Genomic DNA, 24,856 nt, shown 5'->3' with positions numbered 1-24,856 from the left:
GCGAGCGACATGCCACCACGCGCACCCGTCATCTGGTCCACGATCGCGGTCGGCGGCGAGCGCTTCCACAAGCGACTCGACGAGCGGCACCGCGAGCTGTCCGTGCAAGCGAAGCTGCGGGCGCGCACGTACCGCCGTTCGCGCGCACTTCCCGGCAGTGAGGAGTCGATCCGCCTGCGCGCCGACTTCCTCGCCGCGCTCGGCCGCTTGTCGTCGTTCGAGACGGCGAGCCTTCGCCTGTCGCGCTGCCGCTACCAGGTGCAGCTCGCCGAGCGCGCCGACGACATCACGCGCGACTACTTCCAGCTGTGGCAGATGATCGCGCGGCGCGGCGGTGCGGAGTGGCCGCTCGGCGAGCGCGACGCCGAGCGGATGGACTTCTTCGCGACGCAGCTCGGCCGGCTCGAGGGCATCGCCGACGCGCTCGTGCTCGCCGGTCGCAACGTGCGGCTTTTCCCGCTGCCGCCGATGCCGTGGCTCGCGGTGGAGCGTCATGCGCCTTCATACTCATGACGGGCGACTAGCTCAGCTGGTTAGAGCGTCTGCTTTACACGCAGAAGGTCCTCGGTTCGAGCCCGAGGTCGCCCACCGAGATCCTTAGCGCTTCTCCGCTGTCTTCCTGGCTGTTGTCTTCGTCGCTGCGACGGTCTTTTTCGAGGCGGCGGTCTTCTTCGCGGTGGTCTTGGCGGGCAGCGTCAGTCCGTGGCGGTGCGCGCGCTCGATCCACGCGCCGAGCTCCTTTGGCTTCGACACGATCGAGGCAGGTACGACGACGTACTCCTTCATCGGGTGACCCATCGGCTCGAACGGAGCGGCGCCCTTCAGCTTCAGCAGCGCGGCCCGATCGGTCTCGGCGAGGCGCACCACGATCGAGTCCTGGAATGTACCGGCGAACATGTTCCCGTTCACGAACGCGCTCGCGTAGCCGAACATGGGCCGGCGGGTGACTCTCGGCGAGGCCGGCACTGCCTTGTCAAACGCGGCGAGCAGCTCAGGTGATGTCTTCTTCCAGGCTTTCACGTGGGTCGGACTCTAGCTAAATGGTCTACGTCCCGCCGAGGTCGCTAGTTGACCTGGAAAGGTGCCCTGCTGACGCTGCTGGATGTGCAGCTCGAGCTCGCGATAACCATGGCCGTCGAGCAGCCGGTGCAGATTGAAGGCCCAGGCCCTCGGAGGTGCAATCAGCGCTCGTCAACGTGATCGAGCTCGCAATGATCGAGCTCGCAGACGGTGATGGCTGCGTGGTGTCGCGATCGGGCGCGGGCTCGATCCCGACGAACGGTATGAACCTGAATCGGACCCTGGGTGCGCAGCGCTTCACCGTGGGCGCGGTACGCGAAATCCCACTCGGCCGTGCGCAGTGCGGACGCCGGCACCGGTACGACGCTCTCCTTCACTTCCCTGTCCTCTACAACGAACGACGATGCCGGATGGAGGCAGGAGGGGCGAGGATCGCGAGACGATCTACGGCGCGTGGTCGTTCCGGCGGCGGGTAGCGTTGCCTGGATGGAGCCTGCAGAGGCGTTGGAGCGCATCGCCTACCTGCTCGACCGGGCACGGGAAAAGCCCTATCGGGTCCGCGCCTACCTTCGAGCGGCCGAGGTCGCGAAGACCCTGGCGCCTCACGAGCTCCTCGCTCGCATCGCCGCTCGCACACTCGAGGAGCTTGACGGGATCGGCCCGAAGACGGCGGCGATCATCATCGAGGTCGCCACCTCCGGCTCCTCCTCGTACCTCGATAGGCTCGAGAGGGAGACCGCCCTCACCGTAGGCAAGGGCAACGAAATCGCCGCCCAGCTGAAAGGTGATCTCCACGTGCACTCGCTGTGGAGCGACGGCGGCGCCGAGATCGACGTGATGGCGCGCGCCGCCCGCGACCTCGGGCACGAGTACATCGCGCTCACCGACCACTCACCACGGCTCACCGTCGCCAACGGTCTCTCACGCGAGCGCCTGCTGCGGCAGCTGGACATCGTCGCGGCGCTGAACCACGACCTTACGCCGTTCCGGATCCTCACGGGGATCGAGGTCGACATCCTCGAGGACGGCGCGCTCGACCAGGACGACGACGTCCTCGAGCAGCTCGACGTCGTCGTCGCATCGGTCCACTCCAAGCTTCGCATGGAGAAGACGGCGATGACGCGACGGATCATCGCGGCCATCGCCAACCCGCACACCGATGTGCTTGGCCACTGCACCGGCCGCTATGTGGTTGGCCGCGGCCGGCCGCAGTCAGAGTTCGACGCCGAGGTCGTGTTCCGCGCGTGCGAGCGGTTCGACACCGCGGTCGAGATCAACTCGCGACCGGAGCGCCTGGACCCGCCGAACGACCTGCTCAAGCTGGCCGTCGAGGTCGGCTGCCAGTTCGCGATCAATACGGATGCGCACGCGCCCGGTCAGCTGGAGTGGCAGACCTACGGCGCCGACAAAGCGGTCGAGACCGGGGTGACCATCGACCGCGTCGTGAACTCGTGGTCAACCGACAAGTTGCTGGGGTGGACGAACCGTTAGCGTCGCACTCCGAGCAAAAATCCGGTCTCGACGAGGTAGCTCAGTTGGCAGAGCAATGGTCTAAAGAATCGCTCGAGGCGCGATTCACGGAATTGTTCGGAAACGCGCGAGTGGTATCTGGCGTCCGCGGGCCACGCTAGAGGCGGATCACCGACCGGATCACGGTACCGCTGGTCATCGCGGCGAAGGCATCTTCCACCTCATCAATTCCGATCTCGCGCGTGACCATTTCATCGAGCCGCAGCGTGCCGTCCAGATACCAGCGCATGAGCCGCGGGAAGAACTCGGACGGGACCATGTCGCCGCCGCTGCACGAAGTGAGGGTGACCTTCTTGTTGAAGAGACCGCCGCGCGCGAGCGGCAGCGTGACCGTCGAATCCGTCGGTGGGACGCCAACGATCACCACCGTTCCGCCGTAGCCGACCATGCCGACTGCCTGCACGACCGTCGCCGGAAGGCCCACTACCTCGAACGCGTAATCGAGCGGCCCGCCGGCAGCCGCGCGAGCGGCTTCGACGGGATCGCCGCTCCGCGCATCGACCGTGTCCGTAGCACCGAAGTGGCGAGCCCACTCGAGCTTCTGTGGTGCGAGGTCGACGGCGACGATCCGATCGGCGCCGGCGATACGCGCGCCTTGCACGACGGACAGGCCCACCGCGCCGCAGCCGATGACCGCGACGCGTGACCCTCTCCGGACCTTCGCGGTGTTCAGTGCGGCGCCCACTCCGGTCACGACCCCGCAGGCGATGAGACAGGCCTTCTCCAGCGGGATCCCTTCGGGCACCGCGATGACCTGGGCCGCATGAACGACCGTGCGGGTCGCGAAGGTGCCTGTCGAGAGGACCCGCGAAAGAGGCTGACCGTCGCGCGCGCGGCGGACGCGAGGCTGGGCGACCCTCTGCGTCTGGCATAGGACCGGATCACCGCGCCTGCAGATCGCGCACTCGCCGCATGGGACCCGCCACGAAATGACGACCCGATCGTCAGGCCGGACGGAGGTCGCCGTGCGGCCGACGCGCTCGACGATGCCGGCGCCCTCGTGGCCGAGGAGGATCGGGAAGGCCATGCCCCAGCCGTTCATGTTCTTCACATGGAGATCGGTGTGGCACACACCGCTTGCGGCCAGGCGCACGAGGATCTCGTCATCCCCAAGATCGTCGAAGACGATCTGTTCAAGCGCGACACCCTCGCCGGCCGCGTTCAGCACCGCCCCGCGATCGCTCACCGCGAGAGGCTACGCCCGCTGCGGTGGCGAGCGCGCACTGGCATCCCGGGCGCCGTTCTACCGAACGGTCGTTTGGTATATCGTCCCCGCCCGTGGCACGGCTGGTGGGAAGCGTGCGCGGGGCGCCCAGCCTCGGGCGGCGACGGCAACGCCGGTCCGCCGAGCGCGAGAAATCCATCCGCGCGGCGGCGCTCCGCATCTTCCGCCAGAAGGGTTACCACGCCGCCTCGATGCAGAACATCGCGGATGCCGTGGGCCTCTACAAGGGCAGCCTCTATTACTACGTTTCCTCAAAAGAGGAACTCCTCGTTCGACTGTTCGAGGGGCAAGCAGACCAGGTCCTGGGTGAGATACGAGCCGTCGCGCACGGGACCGGCACGTGCACCGATCAGCTGCGCGCCATGGTGCGCGCGTACGTCCTCGGCGTTCTACGAAATCTCGACTCTGTTCGCGTGTACCTCCGTGAGGAGCACGTGCTGCCACCCGCGGCACTGCGGCAGGTGCACGCCGAGCAGCGAACAATGCGTGACCTGTTCGAGGGCGTCATCGGGGACGGCATGCGCGACGGCTCGTTCGTCGAGACCGACCCGAAGCTTGCCGCCCTTGCTCTCGTCGGCATGTGCACGTGGGTCCATCGCTGGTACCGGCCGAGAGGGCGGCTCACGGAGACCGCGATCGCCGACGACTTCGCCGAACGCGCCATTCGGATGCTGAGGGTGGTGTGACGCTCGATCTGCCATGGGGACAACTGCTCGTCAACGGGCTCGCGCTCGGCAGCCTGTACGCGCTGACCGCGTTCGGCATCGTCCTGATATTCAAAACGACACAGGTCATCACCTTTGCTCAGGGCGAGACAGCGATGTTCTCCACATTCGTAGCGTTCACACTCCTGACCGCGTTCCAGCTCCCGTTCGCCGTCGCGTTCGTCCTCACCATGCTCTTCGCTGGACTGTTCGGCGCGCTGATCGAGCGCGTCGTGCTGCGCCACATCAGCACGACCACCGTGTTGAACCCGGTGATCGTCACGGTCGGCCTGAGCCTCATCCTGCTCGGTGCTGCGGGTTGGATCTGGGGCTACGAGATACGGACCTTCCCCGACCCGGTGGTCGGCCCGCCCTTCCATCTTGGGACGGTCGTCGTGAGCCAGCTGAACGCACTGATCTTCCTCGTGACGCTTGTTCTGATGACGGTCCTCTTTGCGTTCTTCCGCTTCACCCGAACGGGGATCGCCATGCGGGCCGTCGCGGAGAATCGTGTGGCCGCACAACTGATGGGCATCAGCATCGGTCGCATGAATGCCCTTGGTTGGGGAATGGGTACCGCGATGGGCGCGGTGACCGGCATGCTGATCGCGCCGATCAACTACCTCGACCCCGGCATGATGGGCGACGTCGCGCTCAAGGCATTTGCCGCGGCTGTGGTCGGTGGACTTACCAGCCTGCCCGGCGCCGTCCTCGGTGGACTGCTGCTCGGGATCATCGACAGCGTCGCGGGGTTCGAAGTCGCCGAGCTCCGCAACACCATCGCGTTCGCCCTCATCGTGCTCGTGCTGGTGGGGCGGCCCGGGGGCTTGCTGGGCCGGCACGAGACCAAGAAGGTCTAGGGGCCGGCGTGATGGTGCGCTGGCTGCGAACGCGCGGGCGGGCCGCGGCGCCGTACGCTCTGGGCCTCGCCGCCGTCCTTGTCCTCCCCGCGGTTCTCGGCGTCATCCCCGGCGTCGCCCCGGGCTATGTCCTTTATCTCGTCTCGCTCGCGCTCATCTACGCCGTCGTCGCCATCGGCCTGGGAATCTTGATCGGGCACACCGGCCAGATCTCACTCGGGCACGCCGGTTTCTTCGCGATCGGCGCCTACGCCTCCGCCCTGCTCACCCTCCGCCTGGGTCTCCCATTCGTCGTGGCGGTGCTCCTCGCGGGATCCGTTTCTGCGGCGATCGGGTTCCTGCTGGGCCTGCCCGCCCTGCGCCTATCCGGTCCTTACCTCGCGGTCGCGACGCTTGGCTTCGGCCTCGCGATCCCGCAGCTCGCGGTGTGGCAGGGCTCTTGGACCGGCGGCTCATCGGGACTGCACGGTCTGCCGCTCGCGTCGCTCCCGCTGGGCGCGTTCACGATCGTGTTCCGCACCGATCAGGACTATTACTACCTGGCCGCGGCCGTGCTCATCGTGTTGACGATCTTCGCAAGGAACGTCGTCACGAGCCACACCGGCCGTGCGTTCGTGGCCATACGCGACAGTGAGATCGCCGCGCGCGCGATGGGTGTGGACCTCGTGCGCTACAAGACCACCGCCTTTGCGCTCAGCGCGCTGTACGCGGGGATCGCGGGCGGCCTGTACGCTCATCTCCTGCACGGCATCAGTCCCGAGGACTTCACCGTGCTCCTCTCGGTCGATTTCCTGACGATGATCGTGCTCGGCGGCCTCGGCTCCGTGGGTGGCGCGCTCTCCGGGGCCCTGCTGCTCACGTTCCTGCAGAACGCCCTTACGCGACTGCCCGTGGTGCACGATTTCAAGAATCTCTACATCGTCGTGCTGGGCGCGATCCTCATCCTCACGATCGCATTCCTGCCGCACGGATTGGCCGGGGTCGCGCGCTCCGTGCGGCTGCGGTGGGCGGCGCGCCCGCGGGACCGCGCGTCGCGGGTGGACCAGATCGTCGAGCTGGGCGAGGGGAGCGGCGTCAGGTGAGCGGACCGCTCCTCGAGATCAGGGGGCTAACGATGAGCTTCGGAGGCCTGGTTGCCCTCGGCGGCCTCGACCTCACGGTCAACGCTGGCGAGATCGTGGGCCTGATCGGACCGAACGGCGCCGGGAAGACCACCGTCTTCAACTGCATCAGCCGGTTCTATGACCCCGATGCCGGGACCATCCGTTTCAAGGACCGCGACATCACCCGCGCTCGGTCGCACGAGATCATCCGCTTCGGCATCGCGCGCTCGTTCCAGAACGTCGAGCTCTGTCGGAGCATGACGACCTTAGAGAACCTGCTGGTCGGACAGCATGTCGTGATCCGTAGCGGCGTGATCCGTGATGGCTTGCGCCTGCCGGGCGTCGGCGCGGACGAAGCCCGGGCGACGGCTCGCGCCGATGAGATGCTCGAACTTCTGGTCCTCACTGCCTATCGCGACCGCGTGGTCTCGACGCTGCCCTTCCGCGTCCAGAAGCTGGTCGAGCTCGGCCGCGCCCTCGTTTCGAAGCCAGCCCTTCTGCTGCTCGATGAGCCGACCGCCGGCGCCGACCGCCAGGAGAGCCAGGGGCTCGCGGGCCTGATCCGCCGTCTGCGCGATCGGTTCGAGCTAAGCGTGCTCGTCGTGGAGCACGACATGTCTTTCGTCATGGGTCTCTGCGATCGGCTCTACGTGCTGGACTTCGGCCGACGCATCGCCACTGGATCGCCGGCCGACGTCCGTCGTGACCCGCTGGTCATCGAGGCCTACCTCGGCGAACCTGAGCCTGGGGTCTCCGATGCTTAGCGCGGCTCGTCCGCTCCTTGTGGTGCACGAGATCGAGGCCTACTACGGGCGCGTCTGCGCGCTGCACAGCGTCAGTCTCGAGGTCGCCGAGGGGAGCGTCATCGCGTTGCTCGGAGCGAATGGCGCGGGGAAGACGACGACACTGCGGGTGATCTCCGGTCTCCTCCGGCCCACGCGCGGCTCGGTCGAGTTCGACGGTCGGCGCGTCGACGGAATGACCCCCGACCGCCTGGTGCGCATGGGGATCGTTCAGGTGCCCGAGGGACGGCAGATCTTCGCGGAGCTCACCGTGCGCGAGAATCTGTTGCTCGGTGGGTACGCGCGCCGCGATCTCGGCGCCGCGGGCCAGGATCCGCGGGTGTTCGAGTATTTCCCGCGCCTGCGCGAGCGGCTGCAGCAACGGGCCGGAACTCTCAGCGGCGGCGAGCAGCAGATGCTCGCCATCGGACGGGCCCTCATGGCCCGGCCACGACTGCTCCTGCTCGACGAGCCTTCCCTTGGCCTCGCACCGATGTTGGTGAAGGAGATCTTCCGCGTCATCAGCGAGATCCGCGCCACGGGTACGACCGTGCTTCTGGTCGAACAGAACGCACACATGGCGCTCGACATCGCTGACCGCGCGTACGTCTTAGAGATCGGGCGGGTGATCCTCAGCGATCGGAGCGCGGCGCTCCGGCAGCGGGAGGAGGTGCGAAGCGCATATCTCGGGCAATAGGGCCGGCTAAGGCCAGAAGGAGAGGGAGCTTTGACAGGGCAACTTACGAGGACACAACATCGATTTCTGCCACGGGTGGCGCAGGTCGTCCCTTTGCTCGTCGCGCTGCTCGTGATGGCTTGCGGGTCGGCGACCCCCGCACCCAGCGCGACGACCGCCGCGACCGCGGCGGCGACCGCCACGGCCAAACCGGTCGTCGTCGGCGTCACCGACACTGAGGTCCTTGTCGGCAGCTGGGGTCCGCAGGATGGACCGGCGGGTGCGTACGGCGCGATCGACCGCACGCTCGACGCGTACTTCAAGATGATCAATGACCAGGGCGGCATCAACGGCCGCAAGATCCGCTTCATCTACGAGAACGACAGCTACCAGCCGGCCAAGACGGTGGCCGCGGTGAAGAAGCTCGTGGAAGAGGACAAGGTCTTCGCGCTTTGCGGCGGCCTTGGGACGGCCCACAACGCGGCGGTCATGGACTACCTCGTGGCGAATAACGTCCCGCACGTATGGCCGGCGACCGGCACGACCGCACTCGCCGTCCCGCTTAAGAAGAACATCTATGCCGTCCAGCTCAACTACACGACGGAAGCGACGCTCGCGACGCAGTACGCGCTCGACACGATGGGCACGAAGAAGATCGCGGTCTTCTACCAGAACGATGCCTTCGGCAAAGAGGGGCTCGACGCCGTCCAGGCGGAGCTCAAGAAGCGCGGACTTGCGGCCGCGACCGGTGTGTCCTACGAAACGGCCGACACCAACTTCAGCGCGCAGGCGCTCAAATTGCAGACGACCGGCGCAGATACGGTGATCCTCTACGCCGTTCCGAAGCCGGGCGGCTCGATCATCGCCGAGATGGGCAAGATCGGCTACGCGCCGAAGTTGCTTTCATCCTCGGTCATCAACGATCCGTCGATCTTCCAGCTTGCCGGCACCGCGATCAACGGCATGTTGATCGAGGCCTACCTCCCCGCGTTCGACGACACCAGCAACCCGAAGATCGTCGAGTACCAGGCGTTCATGGCGAAGTACGCTCCGAAGGAGCAGATCGGTGGGTTCACCGAGGCCGGATATACATACGGACAGGTGTTCATCGAGGCGCTGAAGCGCGCGGGCAAGGAGCTGACCCGCGAGGGCTTCATGACGAACCTCGACCAGATGAAGGACTTCACGGGCTCACTCGTGCCAAGTCTCAGCTACAGCCCCACGGATCACGCGGGCGTCAAGGCCGCCTATTTCCAGGCGGCGAAGGATGGCAAGTTCGTCACCGTGACTGGCTACATCACGCTCAAGTAGAAACACGCGCAACGTCGTGCTACACGAATGGTGGGCGGGGTCGAGACGCGTCGAGTTGACGTCGACCCCGCTCGCCCGGACAGCATCGCGCTCGGCTCTCACGCGAGGTCCGGGCTGATGCGCATCGGGCTCTTCGACGGCGCGCAGCGGGACCGCCGGCCGGCGACGCTCGATGAGCTGGTCGAGCGCGCCCGCCTTGCGGAGGACCGCGGCCTGGCGTCGGTCTGGTTCAACAACATCTTTGGACATGACGCGATGACCGTCGTCGCGCTCGCGGCTCGCGTGACGACTCACATCGAGCTGGGGACCTCCATCACGCCGACCTACCCACGCCACCCGTACGCGATGGCCCAGCAGGCGGCGTCGACGCAGGCCGCGGCGCGCGGTCGCTTCACGCTCGGCGTCGGGCCGTCACATCGTGTGGTCGTCGAAGGGACCTGGGGTCTCTCGTACGAGCATGCCTACGCCCACACCGTCGAGTACCTCTCCGTACTCGTCCCGCTGCTCCTCACCGGGGAGGTCGATCACACCGGGAAGATGTTCACGGTCCGCGCTCGCGTCACCTCGACGGATGGGTTGCCGGTGCCGGTGCTGCTGGCTGGTCTCGGTCCGAAGATGCTCGCGCTCGCGGGTTCGGTCGCGTCCGGCACGGTGACCTGGATGGTGGGCGCACGCACACTGCGCGAACACATCGTTCCGCGCATCCGCGAAGCGGCAGCGCAGGCCGGCCGGCCCACGCCGCGGATCGTCGTAGGGCTGCCGCTCGCGCTCACGGACGACGCGGCCGCCGCGCGCGAGCTGGCAGGCAAGGTGTTCAAGACCTACGCATCGCTGCCGGCGTATCGCGCGATGCTCGACCGTGAGGGCGCCGCCGGCCCCGCGGATGTCGCCATCGTCGGCGACCAGGACGCGATCGGCGAGCACCTGGAGCGGCTGGCCGAGGCGGGCGCGACCGACTTCATCGCCTCGCCGTATGCGCTCGGGGAGCACGACGCCCGACTCGATTCAGCTCTTGGCGCGCTGGTGAGCATCGGGGCGCAGCTCTCGGCGCGCCCGCCGCTTTCGACCGGACGATCCCTTTGATACGCTCCGCGACCGCCGCACGGCTCGCGTGCCTCCATCGGGGCGGCTGGGAGGTGTCGTGGCCAGGCTGATCGATCGCTTCAACGCGATGGTGCGTGGGGATGGCCCGGGCGCTCCGGTGGGCAGACTCATCGGCTTTCGACCGACCTCGATCGAAACGGGGAAGGCGATCTTCGAGCTCGATGCCGGGCCGCAGCACGCCAATCCCATGGGTACGCTCCACGGCGGGATCATCTGCGATGTCGCCGATGCAGCGATGGGCACGGCGTACGCCTCGACCCTCGGTGAGGGAGAGAGCTTCACCACGCTCGAGCTGAAGATCAACTTTCTCCGGCCGTTCTGGAGCGGCCGCCTCGTCGCGACGGCACGCATGGTGAAGACGGGGCGGACGATCGGATTCGTGGAGTGCGACGTGACCGACCCGGACGAGCGGCTCGTCGCGCGCGCGATGAGCACCTGCATGACGCTGCGCGGCGAGTCGAGCGAGGGGCGCTGATGGATCTCCGAGACGGACCAGAAGAGGCGGCGTTCCGCGCGGCGCTGCGCGCCTGGCTGGAGGCGAACGTGCCCGCCGGGCTGCGCGGCTTCCGCGGCTGGAGCGGCCCAGCCCTCGCGCTCGGACGCGACTGGAGCAAGCGCCTGGCCGAGTGCGGGTACGCCGGGCTCACCTGGCCCAAGGAGTACGGCGGCGCGGGACGGCCGTGGCGCTACCAGGCTGTCTATCTCGAGGAGCTCGCGCGCGCCGAAGCGCCGCAGCACCTCGGTGTGATCGGGCTCGGCATGGCCGGCCCGACGATCATCGCGCACGGCCGGCCGGATCAGAAGGCGCGTTACCTGGCGAAGATCCTGTCGGCAGAGGAGATCTGGTGCCAAGGCTTCTCCGAGCCCGGCTCGGGCTCCGATCTCGCGTCGGTGCGCACGCGCGTGGAGCTTGTGGGCGATCGCTTCGTGGTGAACGGTCAGAAGGTGTGGTCGTCGTACGCGCATATCGCCGACCGGTGCATCCTGCTCGGCCGGAGCGCCGCGGCGGGCGACAAGCACGAGGGCCTCACGTATCTCATCGTCGACATGAAGAGTCCCGGTGTCGAGGTCAGGCCACTCCGCCAGATCACCGGCGAAGCGGAATTCAATGAGATCTTCTTCACGGATGTCGCGGTGCCGAAGGAGAACCTGCTCGGCGACGTCGGTGACGGCTGGCGTGTGGCGATGACGACCCTCTCGCATGAACGCGGCACGTTCGGCTTCGCCCTCGCCGGCGCCCTCGATGTCGCCGTCCGCAAGCTCGTCGCTCTGGCTCGCGAGCGCGCGGGGGCCGACGCGCTGGTGCGCGACCGCGTCGCGCGCGAGTGGATCGATCTCCAGGCCCTCAGATACACCAACTACCGCGCACTGGCGCGCCTCGAGCGCACCGGCGTGCCCGGCCCCGAGGGGTCCGTCGCGAAGCTCCGCTGGTCCGAAGCGAACCAGCGCCTCACCAAGCTCGCCATCGAGATCATCGGACGGGAGGCGCAGGTGGCGGACGGCGACGGGGCGGCGGCCTATTGGCGCCATCAGCAGCTCCGGAGCCGCGGCAACACCATCGAAGCCGGCACGTCGGAGATCCTCAGGAACATCATCGCCGAGCGCGTGCTCGGCCTGCCACGGAGCCGCTGATGGACTTCAGCTTCTCGCCGGAGCAGGAGCAGCTCCGCGCGCAGGCCCGCTCCTTCCTCGACAAGCGTTTCCCCGCCGCGCGCCTGGCGGAGATCGCGACGTCCAAAGACGGCTGGGACCGCGCGTCCTGGCTCGAGCTCGCTCGTCTTGGGTGGACCGGCGCCTCGATCCCCGAGGCGCAGGGTGGCGCCGGCCTCGGCTTCGTCGAAGAGGCGATCGTGTTCGAGGAGCTCGGTCGCGTGCTTTACGCGGGTCCGTACTTCTCGACCGTCGCGCTCGCGCTGCCGGCCCTCGGATGCGCGCCCGACCTGTTGGCCAAGGTCGCGTCCGGCGCGCTCACTGCGACGATCGCGTCAGGGACGGTGGAAGCGCGTGGGGCGGGCGATCGCTGGCTCCTGCGTGGCGAGGCTGATCTCGTTCCAGATGCCGGCTGGGTCGACGCGTTCGTGGTCCAAGCGCGCCGGCCCGACGGCATCGGGCTGTGCCTCGCGGAGCGCCATGACGCCCGGCCGCACGTCCGCGTCCTCGACACGGTCGACGCGACGCGGCGGCTCGGCCACGTCACCTTCGACGACGATGCCGCACACCTCCTCGCGGCTCCGCCCGCCGCGGCGAAGATCGTTGCCGCCACTCGGCGGCGCGCCCTCGCCGCGCTCGCCCTCGAGGCGGTCGGCATCGCCAGCCGTGCGCTCGAGCTCGGCGTCGACCACGCGAAGAGCCGCGAGCAATTCGGCCGGCCCATCGGGGCGTACCAGGCGGTGTCGCACAAGCTCGCGGACACGTATGTCGAGACGGAGCTCGCGCGCTCGCTCGCGTACTGGGCGGCCTGGTGCATCGCCGAGGGTGACGGCGAGGCCGAGCGCGCCGCGATCGCGGCGAAGGCGTACGCGGCCGAGGCCGCGGTCACGGCATGCGAGCGCGCGATCCAGGTGCACGGCGGCATGGGTTTCACGTGGGACCATCCGCTGCACCGCTATTACAAGCGGGCGCTTTGGATCGAGTCGTTCGACCGCTCCGGCGCGGCCCACCGCGCGGAGATCGCAGAGTCGGTCCTCAGTGGCGCATGACGAAATGAGAGGGGTGGCATCAACGTGGACGGACTGATGATGGAGTACCCGCTGACGATCGAGTTCATCCTCCGGCGTGCGGAGACGCTCTTTGGGCACAAAGCGATCGTCACGCGCAGACCGGACAAGACCCTGCACCGGTATACGTACGCAGACTTCGTGCCCCGCGCGAAGAAGCTGGCGGTCGCGCTCCAGCAGCTCGGCATGCGGCGCGGAGACCGCGTCGCGACGCTGTGCTGGAATCAGTACGAGCACCTCGAGGCGTATTTCGGAATACCGCTCGCCGGCACCGTCCTCCACACGATCAACCCGCGCCTGCATCCGAGCGACCTCACCTACATCGTGAACGACGCCGAGGACCGCGTGCTCATCATCGACGACACGCTGTTGCCGGTACTCGAGAAGTTCCGTGCCGACGTGAAGATCGAGCACATCGTCGTGATCGAGCACGGGGCAAAGGCGCCCGCGGGGACGATCGGCTACGAGGCGCTCCTCGCGGGAGCGGACGCAAACGCGTTCGCGTATCCGGAGCTCGACGAGCGCGAGGCCGCCGCGATGTGCTACACGTCCGGGACGACCGGCCGTCCGAAGGGCGTCGTCTATTCGCACCGCGCGCTGGTGCTGCACAGTCTCGGACAGGCGTCCGGCTCGGTCGGCGTTCTGGAGTCCGACGTTGTCCTGCCGGTCGTGCCGATGTTCCACGTGAACGCCTGGGGCCTGCCGTTCACCTGCACGATGATCGGAGCCACGCAGGTCCACCCCGGGCCGCACCTCGATGCGGAGAGCCTTTGCGAGTTGTTCGCTAAGGAGCACGTCACCTACACCGCGGGCGTGCCGACGATCTGGCTCGGACTGCTGCGCAGGCTCGACGAGCGGCCGAAGGAGTACGACCTGTCGCGCCTCCGCGTCCTCGTCGTCGGTGGCTCGGCGGCGCCGAAGTCGATGATCCGTGGCTTCGAAGAGCGGCACGGTCTACGTGTCCTCCACGCCTGGGGCATGACCGAGACCACGCCGCTCGGCGTGGTGTCCAGCCTCATGAGCGATCTCGAGCAGTCGGACACCGAGACGCGCTTCGCCTACCGTGCGAAGCAGGGATATCCGGTGCCGCTGGTGGAGATCCGCGCGCAGAACGACGCCGGGAACGATGTGCCCTGGGACGGAAAGTCGATGGGCGAGCTCCAGGTGCGCGGTCCGTGGGTCGCGCGCGCGTACTACAAGAGTCCGGAGTCGGCGGACCGTTTCACGAAGGACGGCTGGTTCCGCACCGGCGACATCGTCACCATCGATGCGCGCGGCTACGTCGAGATCCAGGACCGCTCCAAGGACCTGATCAAGTCCGGCGGCGAGTGGATCAGCTCGGTCGCGCTCGAGAACACGCTCATGGGTCACCCCGCGGTCGCCGAGGCCGCGGTCATCGCGGTCCCGCATGCGCGCTGGCAGGAGCGTCCTCTCGCGGTCGTCCTGCTGCGGCCCGGGCAGACGGCGACCGCGGATGAGCTCCGGGACTACCTCGCGCCCAGCTTCGCGAAGTGGTGGCTGCCCGATGCGTTCGAGTTCGTGACCGAGATCCCAAAGACCGCGGCGGGCAAGTTCCGCAAGACGGCGCTGCGCGAACGCTTCGCGACGGCCCGTGAGGTGACGCCTGCCTCCTGAGCTCGTTCGCGTCGAGCCGTCGGGTGGCGTGACGACGATCACGATCGATCGCCCGCCGGTGAATGCGATGAGCCGGGCGGTCGTGGCCGCGCTCGAGTCGACCCTTGATGCGCTCGCCACCGATGCGGCGACCCGTGTCGCCCTGCTGCGCGGCGCGGGGCCGCGTGGCTTCAGCGCCGGAGCGGACATCTCGGAGTTTCCGGCGCTTCTCGAACCGAATGCCGACACGCGCGGGGAGGGTATCCAGCGTCTGGCCGACCGCATCGAGGCGTTCCCGAAGCCGCTCATCGTCGCGATCCACGGCTTCTGCATGGGCGGCGGGCTGGAGGTCGCGCTCGCGTGCGACATACGGATCGCGGCCGAGGACGCGCAGATCGGTCTGCCCGAGGTCCGCATCGGCATCCTGCCTGGCGGCGGCGGCACACAGCGCCTGCCTCGGGTCGTCGGACCCGGGCGCGCGCGGCTCATGATCTTCGGCGGGGAGCCGATCTCCGGACTCCGCGCCGCGGAGTGGGGACTCGTTGAGGAGGCGGTCGCGCCGGCGGAGGTCTTCGACCGGGCCGCGGCGATCGCGCGCACCCTCGCGGCGCAGTCGCCGCACTCGCTCGCGGTGATCAAGACCCTCCTGCGTGAGACGAGCGACGCTTCGCTCCAGGGCGGCCTCCGGACCGAGACCGCCGCGCTCGCGCGTCTGCTCGCGCATCCAGATGCGCGCGAGGGCATCGCCGCGTTCCTCGAGAAGCGCGCGGCGCGCTGGGCGCCGCCGGCAGGTGGGCACGCCGATGCGTGAAGCGGTGATCGTCGCGAGCGTGCGGAGTGGTCTCGCCAAGTCGTTCCGCGGCTCGTTCAACCTCGCCCGGCCCGACGACATCGCGGTGCGCTGCGTTCGGGAGCTGCTGCGTCGTGTGCCCGAGATCGACCCGGCGCAGGTCGATGACGTCATCCTCGGCGCGGGTTTCCCGGAGGGACCGCAGGGCCAGAACGTCGGAAGGACCGTCGCGATCATGTCCGGCCTCCCGACGTCGGTGCCGGGATCGACCGTCAGCCGATTCTGCGCGTCGGGGCTCAACTCGATCGCCATCGCCGCGCGGATGATCGAGGGCGGCAGCTACGACGTCGCGATCGCCGGGGGGCTCGAGTCGATCACCATGCTCCAGAACGACTACAACAAGAAGGACCTCCAGAACCCCTGGCTCCTCGATCACAAGAAGGACATCTACATGCCGATGGGCCAGACCGCTGAGGTCGTCGCCGAGCGCTACGGCGTCTCGCGCGAACGCCAGGATGCGTTCGCGCTCCTCTCGCAGCAGCGGACCGCCGCGGGCCAGCGCGAGGGGAAGTTCGCGGAGGAGATCCTGCCCATCACCGTGAGGATGCAGACGACGGACAAGGTCACGGGCGCGACATCCACGCGGGAGGTCACCGTCGATCGCGACGAGTGCAATCGGCCCGACACCACGCTCGAGGGACTCTCAAAGCTCCCGCCGGCGTTCAAGGAGGGCGGTACGGTCACGGCCGGCAACGCGAGTCAGCTGTCCGACGGCGCGTCGGTGGCGCTCCTCATGTCCGCCGAGCGCGCGAACGCGTTGGGCGTGCGGCCGCTCGGCGTCTTCCGCGGCTTCACCGTCGCGGCGTGCGAGCCCGACGAGATGGGCATCGGGCCGGTGTTCGCCGTGCCGAAGCTCCTCCGGCAGGTCGGGATCCCCTTGAAGGACATCGACCTGGTGGAGCTGAACGAGGCGTTCGCCTCTCAGGCGGTCTACTGCCGCGATCGCCTCGGCATCGATCCCGAGCTGCTCAATCCGAACGGCGGCGCGATCTCGATCGGTCACCCTTATGGGATGAGCGGCGCGCGCATGGTCGGGACAGTGCTGTACGAGCTGCGTCGCCGGAAGGCGCGCTTCGGGCTCGTCACGATGTGCGTCGGAGGCGGGATGGGGGCCGCCGGGCTCGTCGAGGCCTTGAACTAGCCCCGATGCCGTCCGCCCCGCATAGCTCGCGGCTACATGAACTCCCAACGCCGGCTGGCCCGATACGCCTTCAGCACCTCGCGGCTCACGACCATGCGATGGACCTCGTCCGGTCCGTCGACCAGGCGCATGGTGCGTGCGACGAGGTACATCGCACCGAGCGGCGTCTGGTCGGTGAGGCCGAGCGCACCGTGGACCTGGATCGCGCGGTCGATCACGTCGTGCAACGCGCGCGCGGCATAGAACTTCACGAGCGAGATCTCGACCCGGGCCTCGTCGCCGGCGTCGAGACGGTGCGCCGCCTGGAGCGTCAGGAGGCGGCAGGCCTGTATCTCGGCGGCGGAGTCGGCGATCCAGTTCTGGACCGTTTGCTTCTCGGCCAGCGCGCTTCCAAACACCTCGCGCGCGAGCGCGCGGTCGCACATGAGATCGAAGGCGCGCTGCATCTGCCCGAGCCAGCGCATCACGTGATGGATGCGGCCGGGGCCGAGGCGCTTCTGCGCGATGCGGAAGCCGTCCCCGGGTCGGCCGAGCGTGTTCGAGATCGGCACGCGGACGTTCGTGAACCGCACCTCGCAGTGGGTGTTGTAGCCGCGGCCTCGGTGACCGAGGGTCGGGGTCGCCCGCACGATCTCGAGGCCGGGCGTGTCCGCCGGCACGATGATCTGGCTGAGGCGCTCGTGCGGCGGTGCGTCGGGATCGGTGACCGCCATCACGATCGCGAACGCCGCGCCCTCCGCGCCCGAGCTGAACCACTTGTGTGCGTCGATCACCCACGCATCGCCATCGCGCTGGGCTCGCGCACGCAGGCCGCGCGGATCGGACCCGGAGACCTCGGGCTCGGTCATCGCGAAGAACGAGCGGATCTCACCGGCGACGAGCGGGCGCAGCCAGCGCGCCTTCTGCTCGGGCGTCCCGAAGGCGTGGAGGATCTCGGCGTTGCCGGTGTCCGGTGCCTGGCAGCCGAAGACGCGCGGCGCCACGAGGCTGCGGCCGATGACCTCGTTGAGGTAGACGTAGGGGAGGAATCCCGTGCCCGTCCCGCCGGCCTCCGGGCCGATGAACATCGCCCACAGACCCGCGGCTTTCGCCTTGCCCTGGAGCTCGCGCATGAGCGCTTCCGCCGCGTCATCCTCCGCTGCGAGGGCGCGCTCATTGGGGTAGACCTGTGCCTCCATGAAGGCCGCGAGGCGCTCGCGGCGCTGCTGCACGTCGGGGGACGGCGCGAAGGCCGGCACCGGCGGAATGTACAACCGGCGTGATCGACGCAACGAACGAGGGGGAGCGGATGCACACCAAAGAGCTCTTCGACCTCAGCGGGAAGGTCGCCATCGTCACCGGCGGAGGCAGCGGGCTGGGGCGGCAGATGGCAACAGCGCTCGCCGAGATGGGTGCGGACGTGGTGCTCTGCGCGCGCAATGTCGAGCGCTGCGCGGTGACCGCCACGGAGCTCTCGGGGCTCGGCGTCCGCGCACTTGGCCTCCGCTGCGACGTCACCAGCGCCGACGACGTGCGCGCGATGGTCGAGCGTGTGAAGGCAGAGCTCGGCCGGATCGACATCCTTGTGAACAACGCCGGCCGCGCCTGGGTCGCGCCGGTCGCGACCATGGCCGTCGAGGATTGGCGGCGCGTGCTCGACGTGAACCTGACCGGCGCCTTCCTCTGCTCGCAGGCCGCCGGGAACGTCATGATCGCGCAGGGCGGCGGCAAGATCATCAACATCGCCTCCGTCGCAGGACTGGGCGGCGCGATGCCCGAGGTGCTCGATTCGATCGCGTACAACACGAGCAAGGGCGGGCTCGTCAACTTCACACGCGACCTCGCGGTGAAGTGGGGCCGCCACAAGATCAACGTGAACGCGATCGCTCCGGGGTGGTTCCCGAGCCGCATGTCGAGCGCGATCGTCGAGCGCTGGGGCGACCGGCTCGCCCGCAACATCCCGCTCGGCCGCATCGGCGGCGACGAGGACCTCAAGGGGACGATCGTCTACCTCGCGTCGCGTGCCTCCGATTACATCACCGGGCAGATCCTCCCGGTGGACGGCGGGCACACGGCCTCATGAGCGTGGCCTATCGGGCCCTCGTCGATTGACGCCCGACGTCGACGCAGCCCTTTCGCACGAGCTGCGCGAGCGTCTTGTGCCGCTCTTCGGCGCGGACATCTGGGTCGAGCGTCTCGCCCTCCTCGCGGGCGGAGCATCGAAGGAGGCCTGGGCCCTCGACCTGCGCACGCCGCAGGGGATGCGCGAGCTCCTGGTGCGGCGCGCCGGCGGCGGCGTCATCCATCAGGAGACGCTGACGCTCGAGGACGAGCACCGCCTGCTCGAGGTCGCGTTCGCGTCCGGCGTGCGGGTCCCGAAGCCGTACGGCTATCTCGGGGAGATCGCGGGTCGGGCCGCGTTCGTCAGCGAGCGCGTGTCGGGCGAGACGATCGGGCGGCGGATCGTGCAGCGGCCCGAGCTGGTCGGTGCGCGCGCGGCGCTGCCGGCGCAGATGGCCGAAGAGCTCGCGAAGATCCACGCGATCCCGGCCGACCGCGTGCCTTTTCTTGGCGCCGTCGGAGCACGTGACGTCGTCGGCCGGCTCACGAAGGAGGTCGACCGCCTCGGGGATGCGCACCCGGCGATCGAGCTCGGGCTCGCGTGGGCGGGACGACGGGCGCCGGCGCGGAGCGAAACAGTCGTCCTCCATGGTGACCTGCGCGTGGGCAACCTCGCGGTCACCCAGGCGGGCCTCGGCCACGTGCTCGATTGGGAGTTCGGGCACCGCGGCGACCCGGCGGAAGACGTCGCCTGGCCGCTGGTGCGGGCGTGGCGCTTCGGCATCGATCACCTGCGCCTGGGCGGCATCGGCGAGGTCGAGCCGTATCTCGAGCGCTACAACACGCTCACCGGCCGGCACCTCACGCTCGCGTCGCTCGACTACTGGGAGATCGTGGGCAATCTGAAGTGGGCGATCGGCGCGCTCACCCAGTCGCACCGCCACCTCTCGGGACAGCAGCGGAGCGTCGAGCTCGCCGTGCTCGGGCGGCTCGCCGCCGAGATGGAGTTCGAGCTGCTCCATCTCCTCGAGCGGGCCGGCTGATGCAGGACCGCCCGCACGCCGCGGAGCTTGCCGAGGCGGTGCGCGAGTTCATCGAGACCGAGGTGCTCCCGCAGATCGACGATCCGCGGCTTCGGTTCCGGACCCTCGTCGCCGCGAACGGTCTCGGCATACTCGAGCGCGAGATCGCGATCGGGGCGCAGCTGGTGCGGCGAGAGGTCAGCTCTCTCACGAGGCTGCTGGACCGCACGGACCCGCTGCCGGACGACCCCCTTGAGCTGCGTCGCCTGGCGGTCGACCTCAACCGCGAGCTCGTGCGGCGCATCCGCGCGGGCGACGCTCCCGAGGGCACGCTGGCGCATCTCCTGGCGACGGTCGCCGACAAGCTGCGCGTCGCGAGTCCACGCTTTCTCGAGCGCTACCGCTGAGGGTCGTTCACTCGTACCGGTAGAAGCCACGACCGGTCTTCCGGCCGTAGTGGCCCGCGCGGTAGCGCTCCTCGATGCAGCGCGGCGGGCGATCCTCCTCGCGGCCCGACGACTCGTAGATCGCCGAGCGGATCATGAACGCGAGGTCGATGCCGGTGAGATCCATGAGGCGGAACGGTCCGAGCGGATGGCCGAGCGCCTTCTCCGCGGCGAGGTCGACCTCCTCGAAGGACGCATAGCCCTCATCGACAAGGAAGGTCGCTTCGCGGCCGAGGGCCCGGAGCAGCCGATTCGCGATGAACCCCTCGATCTCCTTCTTCATCAAGATCGGCCGCTTCCCCACGCGCTTCGCGAACTCCACCAACAGCGTCGCCGTCTCGGCCGACGTGTGCGGACCCTGCACGATCTCGACCACCTCCATGACCATCGCGGGATTGAAGTAGTGGAGGTTCGCGACCTGCGACGGCCGCTTCGTCGCGTCCGCGACCAGGCTCGAGACGAAGGTGGAGGAGTTCGTCGCGAGGATCGCTCGCGGCGGGCAGAGGCGGTCGAGCTCGGCGAAGACCGTGCGTTTCACCGCGACGTCCTCGACGACCGCTTCGATAGCGAGGTCCGCGTCCAGCGCGGCCTCTGGGAGGCTTCCGGCGAACGCGAGCCGCGTCCGCGTCGCGGCGGCCTCGTCCTTCGTCCAGCGGCCCTTCTCGATCCGCGATGCGATGTAATCGTCGGTCCAGCGCTCCGCGGCCCGCAGCTGGTCGGCGCTCGCGTCGTGGAGCCGCACGTCGTATCCGTGGTGCGCCGCGTTCAGCGCGATCTGGCGTCCCATGAGGCCGGCCCCGACCACGCAGATCCGTCCAACCTCGTCGATCGTCAACGCTGCCTCCCTGACGTTTCTCTCGCGACGCGGGCCGTGCGCTCCTCCTCGGCCAGGGCGCTCCGCAGCACTTTGCCGACCATGCTCTTCGGCAGGTCGGAACGGAATTCGATCTCGGCCGGGATTTTGAAGCGCGCGAGCGATGACGCACAGTGTGAGCGCAGCTCGTCCGCCGTCGCCGATGCCCCGGCGCGCAGCACGATGAAGGCCTTCACGACCTCGCCGCGCTCGGGGTGGGGGATGCCGATCGCGGCGGCCTCGAGCACCGCCGGATGCGCGTAGAGCGCCTCCTCGACCTCCCGCGGATAGACGTTGTATCCCGAGACGATGATGAGCTCCTTCTTGCGGTCGACGATGTAGAAGTAGCCGTCCTCGTCCATGCGCGCGACGTCTCCCGTGTAGAGCCATCCGTCGCGCAGGGCGAGCGCAGTCTCATCCGGTCGCCTGTAGTAGCCGTCCATCAGGTTCGGACCACGCACCACCAGCTCGCCTGCCTCTCCGACCGGAAGATCTCGCATTCCCGTCTCGAGGTCGACGATCTTCGCGTCGACGTCGGGGATCGGCACGCCGATCGAGCCGAGCTTGCGCTGCCCCTTGCGTGGGGTCGTGTGCGTGACGGGTGCCGCCTCCGTCAGTCCGTAGCCTTCGAGCACCCGTCCGCCGCCGGCCAGCTGCTCGAACTTCGTCTGCACCTCAACCGGGAGCGGCGCGGACCCCGACCCGAACACCTCCACCGAGCGAAGATCGTATCGAGCGAGGTCGGGCGCGCTCGCGGCCGCGACGTAGATCCGCGGCGCGCCGGCGAACGAACGCGGGCGGTGCCTTTGGATCGCGAGCAGCACGTGCTCGAGATCGAAGCGCGGGATCAGCACCATCGCGGTGCCGGTCGCGACCGAGACGCCCATGATCACGGTGAGGCCGTAGACGTGGAAGAGCGGCATGACGTCAACCCCCCGCTCACGCCCCTCCACGAGCGTCGGGTTCCACGAACGCGACTGCCGCACGTTCGCGACGAGCGCGCGATGCGACAGCACGGCGCCCTTCGGCACGCCGGTCGTGCCACCCGTGTACTGGAGGATCGCGGTGTCCTCGGGGCGGACCTCCACCGGCCGAAGGGCGGGACCGTCACGTAGGAGGTCTTGGAAGGAGTGCTCGCCCGCGGCGCGGTCGATCGCCGTGCGATGCCCCTCGCGGCGCTCGCGCGCGACCGTGAACAGTATTCGGAGGAGCGGCGGGAACTGCTCCTTTATGTTGGTCAGGATCACGTTTCGGGCGCCCGTCCCGTCGCGCGCAGCCCGCGCGACAGCGTGGAGTCGCGAGAGCGCGACGAGCGTCTCGGCCCCGGAGTCGGCAAGCTGCCGGCGTAGCTCGGGTGCGGTGTACAGCGGGTTGCACGGCACCACCACCGCGCCCGCGCGCAACGCGCCGTAGAAGGCGATCACGAACTGCGGACAGTTGGGCAAGAGCAGCGCGACACGATCGCCCTTGCGAACACCGAGCGCTTGGAGCCCGGCGGCAAAACGATCGGCGAGCCGATCGAGCTCCGCGTACGTGAGCGATGCCTCGACGAGCCGATGCGCTACGACGGCGCCGAAGATCGTCGCGACCGCGAGCGGGTGGTTCGCGGCGGTGTCGGTGAGGAACTGCTGGAGCGGAACGGCGGGATAGACGAGCGTGCGCGGCACGCCGGGGTCGTAGTGCCGAAACCAAGGCCGCTCGGTCGCGATCCCGGTGCTCAACCTCAACCGCCGGTCGCTACCGTACCACCGAGGTCCGCGCTCGATGAAATGTCTGCGCGCTGTGCTACGGCAGTCCGCTGTGCGGCACGTCAACCCTCGTTATGGCGAGCACCGCATCGCAACTCTCCGACTCGATCGCCTCGTAGTAGCCGCGGGCGGCGCAGCCCAGTAGCGTGCGGCCATCGGCGCTACCGAGCATGCACGCGAAGAAGCGCAGACCGGCGGGCGGGTCGACGCGATCGACGATCGCGCCGCCCGGCGCGATGCGGTAACAACGACCCGATCCCGCATCCGCGGACCAGATGTGGCCCTCTGCATCGAGAGCACACCCATCGGGGCGGATCGGCGGCGGGTCCCCAGCGGAGGCGAGATCTGCCCATAACCTGCGATCGGTCAATGATCCATCCGTCGCGATCGTGAACGCGGTGTAGCGATTCCTGAACGTCTCACCGACGGCGAGCGTCCTTCCGTCCGCGTTGATGACCATGCCGTTCGGGAAAAGCAGATCATCAGCGACCACCGACGACGAGCCATCGAGGTCAACTCGGACCAACACGGTCGGCGCGGGTCGGGACTTCCGATCCAGGGCGAAGCCGAAGTTCCCGACGTACGCACGGCCAGAGCTGTCGACGACCATGTCGTTGAGGAACCCACCGCAGAGGCGCGACACGTCGGCATGAGTGGTCACGCGCCCATCGTGCCAGCGCCGAATGACGCAGTGGTCTTTCATCGAGACGACCAGAAGCGAACCGTCGGGAAGCCATCCCAGACCCGACGGCTGCTCCGGTACGTCGAGGACGACGGCAGCCGCGCCCTGTTCGTCCAGGGCCTGGACGACATGGCGCCCGAAGTCACTTACGTACCACCGCCCGTCGTGCCAACGGGGTGCTTCGAAGAACCTCCCGCCGTCGAGGATGACCTCGAGCGTCCGTGTCACGAAGGCACGCTACCTCGGGATGGAAGGGCACGCCCCACGGGTTCGTCGCCTTGCGAAACTTCACCGCGCACACGACATCGGGAACCGCCGCCATGAGCGATCCGGTCATCCAGACGATGCGCGGCAGCGAGGGTTACTGGCTGAGTTGCCGAATCGTGGGTGAGGCGACCTGAATCTGTATCGAAAGCGCGTCGGCGGTCGCGAGGTCGCTGTCGCTCGCAACGAAGACCCGCCCGATCACAAGCACGGAATCGTTCGGTGCAGAGATCGGTGCCATTCCCACGGCCGGCGCGGTATTGCTGGGCGTGAGTATGTTCTTCACACTTCGCCGGGTGTAGCCGGCGAGACCTGATGCTCGTGAGCGTCACCGTCGACGTGATCGTCGGCATCGGTCGTCCTCAGCTCGCGACGAGGCGTCGCCGCACCGTGTGTCGGCTGCGACAGCGGCGCCAACAGCCATCCGACCGCCGCGTTATTGTCTGGCGCGACCGCGCCAGGCGGAAAACAGTGCGGAGGAGTGGCTATGCCGGGCATGGAGAACGATCTATGGAAGCTCAAGGGGATCGGGCCCAAGCACACCGAGATGCTGGAAAAGATCGGGGTCGACTCGATCAAGGAGCTTTCGAAGCGTCGCGCTGACTCGCTTGTGAAGATGATCGAGGAACGGCACGGCAAGGTTGTCGGACTCTCCGAGAAGATTGCTCAGGACTGGATCGATCAGGCCAAGGGGTGGAAAGACTCCTCGACGGCTGTTGGGGAAGCTCCCAAGAAGCCAGTCAAGTAGCCGGCTGCGCCTCGAGGAGGGGCCGACGAGCGGGGCGCGGCGTTGTGTTGGACAGACCGGATCGGCCGGCAGGACCGCGACCGGCGATTCCAGGAGATCAGACTCGGAGTGCCGGTCCGCTCCTGCTGGCCCAGATGGACTGGCCGATCTGAAGTCGGCGCGTGACGTTTCGCGCTGGACGCTCATCGAGAACATCAATGAGCTCCGAGTTTTCTTCGGAGACCTCGATGTCGACCAATTTCTGCGCGATGTCGAGTTGGAAGGCGAGACGAAGCCCATTCCACCCGACGGGGAGTGAGGCTGGGCCTGCTGCCCGCCTCGCTTCTTCGTTCGGCCGCTTATCTGAGGCGCGTTTTCGGCGCAATACTGACTCATCTGATCAGCGGTCTGACGGGCGACGTCGGTTCAGTTTCGGA

At 68.2% G+C, this 24,856-nt stretch carries 26 protein-coding genes and 1 tRNA gene; 20 read left to right on the top strand and 7 right to left on the bottom strand.

Annotated elements, in window-relative coordinates; genetic code table 11:
- Positions 1–9: 9 nt before the first annotated feature.
- The gene (locus tag VI056_10010) at positions 10–513 is read left to right on the top strand and encodes a hypothetical protein (protein ID HEY6203368.1); all 504 of its coding nucleotides are present in this window, start codon (positions 10–12) and stop codon (positions 511–513) included.
- A gap of 1 nt (position 514) precedes the next feature.
- Positions 515–588, top strand: a tRNA-Val gene (locus VI056_10005).
- Positions 589–597: 9 nt separating this feature from the next.
- Here the strand turns inward: VI056_10005 and VI056_10000 are convergent.
- Entirely contained in the window at positions 598–1,020 is a 423-nt protein-coding gene (locus VI056_10000) for a TfoX/Sxy family protein (GenBank protein ID HEY6203367.1), read from the bottom strand.
- A gap of 161 nt (positions 1,021–1,181) precedes the next feature.
- Positions 1,182–1,397 (bottom strand): hypothetical protein, encoded by a 216-nt coding sequence (locus tag VI056_09995; GenBank protein HEY6203366.1) that lies wholly within the window; start codon positions 1,395–1,397, stop codon positions 1,182–1,184.
- Between the two features lie 109 nt (positions 1,398–1,506).
- Between VI056_09995 and VI056_09990 the strand changes: the two genes are divergently transcribed.
- Entirely contained in the window at positions 1,507–2,511 is a 1,005-nt protein-coding gene (locus VI056_09990; protein ID HEY6203365.1) for a PHP domain-containing protein, read from the top strand.
- A 136-nt stretch (positions 2,512–2,647) separates the two neighbouring features.
- On the opposite strand, the gene VI056_09985 is transcribed toward VI056_09990, so the two are convergent.
- On the bottom strand, positions 2,648–3,736 hold the full coding sequence (locus tag VI056_09985; protein ID HEY6203364.1) for a zinc-binding dehydrogenase: 1,089 nt from the start codon (positions 3,734–3,736) through the stop codon (positions 2,648–2,650).
- A gap of 92 nt (positions 3,737–3,828) precedes the next feature.
- Between VI056_09985 and VI056_09980 the strand changes: the two genes are divergently transcribed.
- The 13 genes from VI056_09980 (at position 3,829) to VI056_09920 (ending at position 16,637) form a co-directional block, all read left to right on the top strand.
- Positions 3,829–4,461: a TetR/AcrR family transcriptional regulator gene (locus VI056_09980; protein HEY6203363.1), complete on the top strand. Its 633-nt coding sequence runs from the start codon at positions 3,829–3,831 to the stop codon at positions 4,459–4,461.
- Positions 4,458–5,339: a branched-chain amino acid ABC transporter permease gene (locus tag VI056_09975; GenBank protein HEY6203362.1), complete on the top strand. Its 882-nt coding sequence runs from the start codon at positions 4,458–4,460 to the stop codon at positions 5,337–5,339. The genes VI056_09980 and VI056_09975 overlap by 4 nt, the downstream gene beginning before the upstream one ends.
- 11 nt (positions 5,340–5,350) lie before the next feature.
- Positions 5,351–6,421, top strand: a complete 1,071-nt coding sequence (locus tag VI056_09970) for a branched-chain amino acid ABC transporter permease (protein ID HEY6203361.1) — start codon at positions 5,351–5,353, stop codon at positions 6,419–6,421.
- Positions 6,422–6,453: 32 nt separating this feature from the next.
- Positions 6,454–7,206, top strand: a complete 753-nt coding sequence (locus VI056_09965; protein ID HEY6203360.1) for an ABC transporter ATP-binding protein — start codon at positions 6,454–6,456, stop codon at positions 7,204–7,206.
- Positions 7,199–7,921, top strand: coding sequence for an ABC transporter ATP-binding protein (locus tag VI056_09960; GenBank protein HEY6203359.1), 723 nt, complete (start codon positions 7,199–7,201; stop codon positions 7,919–7,921). Before VI056_09965 ends, VI056_09960 begins: the two co-directional genes overlap by 8 nt.
- Positions 7,922–7,996: 75 nt before the next feature.
- Positions 7,997–9,211 carry an ABC transporter substrate-binding protein gene (locus tag VI056_09955; protein HEY6203358.1) on the top strand — a complete coding sequence of 405 codons (1,215 nt, stop codon included), beginning with the start codon at positions 7,997–7,999 and terminating at the stop codon, positions 9,209–9,211.
- Positions 9,212–9,328: 117 nt separating this feature from the next.
- Positions 9,329–10,294 carry a TIGR03564 family F420-dependent LLM class oxidoreductase gene (locus VI056_09950; GenBank protein HEY6203357.1) on the top strand — a complete coding sequence of 322 codons (966 nt, stop codon included), beginning with the start codon at positions 9,329–9,331 and terminating at the stop codon, positions 10,292–10,294.
- A gap of 58 nt (positions 10,295–10,352) precedes the next feature.
- On the top strand, positions 10,353–10,790 hold the full coding sequence (locus VI056_09945) for a PaaI family thioesterase (GenBank protein HEY6203356.1): 438 nt from the start codon (positions 10,353–10,355) through the stop codon (positions 10,788–10,790).
- Entirely contained in the window at positions 10,790–11,947 is a 1,158-nt protein-coding gene (locus VI056_09940) for an acyl-CoA dehydrogenase family protein (protein HEY6203355.1), read from the top strand. The genes VI056_09945 and VI056_09940 overlap by 1 nt, the downstream gene beginning before the upstream one ends.
- Positions 11,947–13,014 carry an acyl-CoA dehydrogenase family protein gene (locus tag VI056_09935; protein ID HEY6203354.1) on the top strand — a complete coding sequence of 356 codons (1,068 nt, stop codon included), beginning with the start codon at positions 11,947–11,949 and terminating at the stop codon, positions 13,012–13,014. The genes VI056_09940 and VI056_09935 overlap by 1 nt, the downstream gene beginning before the upstream one ends.
- A 24-nt stretch (positions 13,015–13,038) precedes the next feature.
- Entirely contained in the window at positions 13,039–14,667 is a 1,629-nt protein-coding gene (locus VI056_09930; GenBank protein ID HEY6203353.1) for a long-chain fatty acid--CoA ligase, read from the top strand.
- Between the two features lie 28 nt (positions 14,668–14,695).
- A complete protein-coding gene (locus tag VI056_09925) occupies positions 14,696–15,457 on the top strand; it encodes an enoyl-CoA hydratase-related protein (protein ID HEY6203352.1) in 762 nt (253 codons plus the stop codon).
- Positions 15,450–16,637 carry an acetyl-CoA C-acyltransferase gene (locus VI056_09920; protein HEY6203351.1) on the top strand — a complete coding sequence of 396 codons (1,188 nt, stop codon included), beginning with the start codon at positions 15,450–15,452 and terminating at the stop codon, positions 16,635–16,637. Before VI056_09925 ends, VI056_09920 begins: the two co-directional genes overlap by 8 nt.
- A 32-nt stretch (positions 16,638–16,669) precedes the next feature.
- Here the strand turns inward: VI056_09920 and VI056_09915 are convergent, their stop codons facing one another.
- Positions 16,670–17,875 carry an acyl-CoA dehydrogenase family protein gene (locus VI056_09915; protein HEY6203350.1) on the bottom strand — a complete coding sequence of 402 codons (1,206 nt, stop codon included), beginning with the start codon at positions 17,873–17,875 and terminating at the stop codon, positions 16,670–16,672.
- Positions 17,876–17,925: 50 nt separating this feature from the next.
- Between VI056_09915 and VI056_09910 the strand changes: the two genes are divergently transcribed.
- Genes VI056_09910 through VI056_09900 form a run of 3 tightly spaced genes read left to right on the top strand, consistent with a single transcriptional unit; the run spans position 17,926 to position 20,106 of the window.
- A complete protein-coding gene (locus tag VI056_09910) occupies positions 17,926–18,699 on the top strand; it encodes an SDR family oxidoreductase (protein ID HEY6203349.1) in 774 nt (257 codons plus the stop codon).
- A 25-nt stretch (positions 18,700–18,724) separates the two neighbouring features.
- The gene (locus tag VI056_09905) at positions 18,725–19,720 is read left to right on the top strand and encodes a phosphotransferase family protein (protein ID HEY6203348.1); all 996 of its coding nucleotides are present in this window, start codon (positions 18,725–18,727) and stop codon (positions 19,718–19,720) included.
- A complete protein-coding gene (locus VI056_09900) occupies positions 19,720–20,106 on the top strand; it encodes a DUF6285 domain-containing protein (GenBank protein ID HEY6203347.1) in 387 nt (128 codons plus the stop codon). The genes VI056_09905 and VI056_09900 overlap by 1 nt, the downstream gene beginning before the upstream one ends.
- Before the next feature lie 7 nt (positions 20,107–20,113).
- Here VI056_09900 and VI056_09895 read toward each other — a convergent pair whose 3' ends face one another.
- The 3 genes from VI056_09895 to VI056_09885 are packed head-to-tail and all read right to left on the bottom strand — an operon-like array spanning position 20,114 to position 23,656.
- A complete protein-coding gene (locus tag VI056_09895) occupies positions 20,114–20,980 on the bottom strand; it encodes a 3-hydroxyacyl-CoA dehydrogenase family protein (GenBank protein HEY6203346.1) in 867 nt (288 codons plus the stop codon).
- Positions 20,977–22,725, bottom strand: coding sequence for a long-chain fatty acid--CoA ligase (locus VI056_09890; GenBank protein HEY6203345.1), 1,749 nt, complete (start codon positions 22,723–22,725; stop codon positions 20,977–20,979). The genes VI056_09895 and VI056_09890 overlap by 4 nt, the downstream gene beginning before the upstream one ends.
- Positions 22,726–22,783: 58 nt before the next feature.
- Positions 22,784–23,656, bottom strand: coding sequence for an SMP-30/gluconolactonase/LRE family protein (locus tag VI056_09885; protein HEY6203344.1), 873 nt, complete (start codon positions 23,654–23,656; stop codon positions 22,784–22,786).
- Positions 23,657–24,179: 523 nt separating this feature from the next.
- Between VI056_09885 and VI056_09880 the strand changes: the two genes are divergently transcribed.
- A complete protein-coding gene (locus VI056_09880; GenBank protein ID HEY6203343.1) occupies positions 24,180–24,440 on the top strand; it encodes a DUF4332 domain-containing protein in 261 nt (86 codons plus the stop codon).
- Positions 24,441–24,856 lie beyond the last annotated feature (416 nt).

It is taken from the genome of Candidatus Limnocylindria bacterium (assembly GCA_036523395.1).
Taxonomy (GTDB): Bacteria; Chloroflexota; Limnocylindria; order P2-11E; family P2-11E; genus CF-39.
Note: the sequence above shows the minus strand (reverse complement) of the source record. Positions and strands in the feature narration are given on the sequence as shown.